Below are 2,171 nucleotides of genomic sequence, written 5' to 3' on the forward strand. Positions count from 1 at the left end.
GTGCCGGTCCGCCGGGGCGGCTCAGACCTGCCCGAAGGTGATTTCCTTGTCGTCGACCGGCTTCGCAGCCTTGGCAGCAGCCGGCGCGGCGGAATCCTTGGCGTCCATGCCGATGCTCTCCTGCAGCCGTGCGCGCACGGTGGCGGTGACATCGTTGAGCTCGCCGAGCCGGCTCTGGATGTTGGAGAGCCCGTCCTCGCGCAGTCTGTTGGCGGCCTGCAGCGATTCGGCGATGTTCGACATCGAGGTGACCTTCTCCATGATCCGCTTCGAGGCCTCGTCGACCTGCAGCGCCTGGCGGATCACCTCCTTGTTGGCGACGTCGTCGGTCACCGCATTCATCGCCCGCATCGAATCGCGCACGCTCTCCGAGGCCTCGTTGAGCGCGGAATTATTGAGCGCCTGGATCGTGGTGTTGAGGCTGGTGGCGACGCTGGCGATGCCGTCGCTGGAGAGCTCGCGCAGATTGACGTTCTGCTTGCCGAGCGCATCGTGGAAGGTGTTGGCGTCGACCGCGTCCTTTTCCAGGTCGGCCACCGTCTTCTTGGTGCTGCGTCCGCTGTCCAGAAGGGCGGTGACGTGGCGCTCGAAATCGTTCTTCTTGCGCTCGCGCTCCAGCCGCGTCAGCGTGTCCTCGCCGTCCTTGCCGGTCGACAGCGCCTGCACCTTGGCCTTGTTGGCCGCGCAGGCGAGGTCGATGCCCTTGTCGAGGATCGCGACCACCGTGATCATCTGCGAGTTGATCTTGACCAGCTTGTCGGCCTGGCCCTCGATGCCGCCGAGCTCGTCGCGCAGCTCCGAAACCGAGACCTGCGACTTGTCGATATAGTCGAGCGCGGCCTTGATGATGCCTTCGACCCGCTTGACGTGCTCGGGACCGGAGATGTCGAGCATCTTGCGCACCTGGTCCTTCTCGGCCTTGAATTGGCCGTGCTTGGCGTCGTGCTCGGCCTTTTCCGCAATGATCGCCTGCGCCTTGTCGCGGCAGGCCTTCAGGCCCTCGATGCGCTGGGCGATCAGGAGCTCCTTGGCCGCGATCTCGGCCTGCGCGGATTTCTTGATGCCGCCGAACAGGCCGGTCTGCAGCTTCAGCCTGGCGATGTCGCGCTCCAGCGCCTCCTTGTCGGAGGTGATCTGCCGCGCCTCGGAGTCGATGTCCGAGGTCCGGCGGTCCCAATCCGCCTCGCGCTTGCGGTCGTCCTCGATCTCCGCAAACGTATCCAGCACGACATTGTCGCCGGCGGTGCGCAGCGTGTAGAGCGCATCCAGATTTTCGACCAGCGGGTGGATCATCTCGCGGAAGTCGAGCACGCCCTTATTCATGTCCGCGAAGGTCTGCTTCATCTTGGCGAACACGGTGGTCGAGGACAGCTCGATCAGTTTGCGCTGCATCAGCGTGCGCTGCTGGGCGAGATATTCCTTGTAGGCCTCGAGCTGCCTGATCGATGCCTTGCACTCCTCGGCGAGATCAGGCGACAGCAGGGCGCCGACCTGGCGGCTGCGCTCCTCCGGTGCGGCTTCCGGGTTGAAGACGATCTTGGCGACGGGATTGGCGGTGATGTCGACGGGCGCGGCCTGCGCGGCCTGCTTTGGCGCCATCCGCGCCTTGACGGCCTCGTTGACGGCGGTCGATTCCGCGAGTTTCGGGGATAGAGAGGTGGACATGCAGTCGTCTCCTGGTGTGGCGGCTTTTGAAGGAAAGCCGCAGGGGCGGCGCAGGCCTCGACGGCCGCGTCGCGGAAAATCTGTTGGCTGTGAACATCGGAAATCCGGCCCGCTTGCGAAGCTAGATGCATCGCCGCGGTCGCACAACCTGAGCGGCGTGCAATTCGAGCCGTTAGCCGGACGAACTCGCCATATTGTTTATGCATCGTTGCTTTATGCGCCGTGGGGTGTTTGCCGCGAGGTCGCGTCCGGAAGGGGATCATCTTGTTGTTTGCCAAACGACCGTTCTGTCGCTTCGTGCCCGGTCTGGTTCCGTCGCAGCGTTCGGGCGAGCCTGCCGGATCGATCGGACCTCCTTCGCATTGGTCGCGCCAGATCGCCTTTGGTTGATGCGCCCGGGGGCTCGCACAGCGATTTGAACCGGCAGCTGTCCTGGCCCTGGGCCCGCGCTCGCGCAAAGCCTGCCGACTAAAGTCTAAGTACTTGAGTTTTCATTTGAAATATCC

1 protein-coding gene is annotated in these 2,171 nt (G+C 64.0%); it reads right to left on the bottom strand.

Annotation, left to right across the window (positions count from 1 at the left end; all coding sequences use genetic code 11):
* Positions 1-21: 21 nt before the first annotated feature.
* On the bottom strand, positions 22-1,665 hold the full coding sequence (locus WCB02_RS14280; protein WP_423958867.1) for a hypothetical protein: 1,644 nt from the start codon (positions 1,663-1,665) through the stop codon (positions 22-24).
* Positions 1,666-2,171: the final 506 nt, after the last annotated feature.

The sequence above is a fragment of the Bradyrhizobium sp. genome, assembly GCF_049581145.1.
In the GTDB taxonomy this organism is placed as follows: Bacteria; Pseudomonadota; Alphaproteobacteria; order Rhizobiales; family Xanthobacteraceae; genus Bradyrhizobium.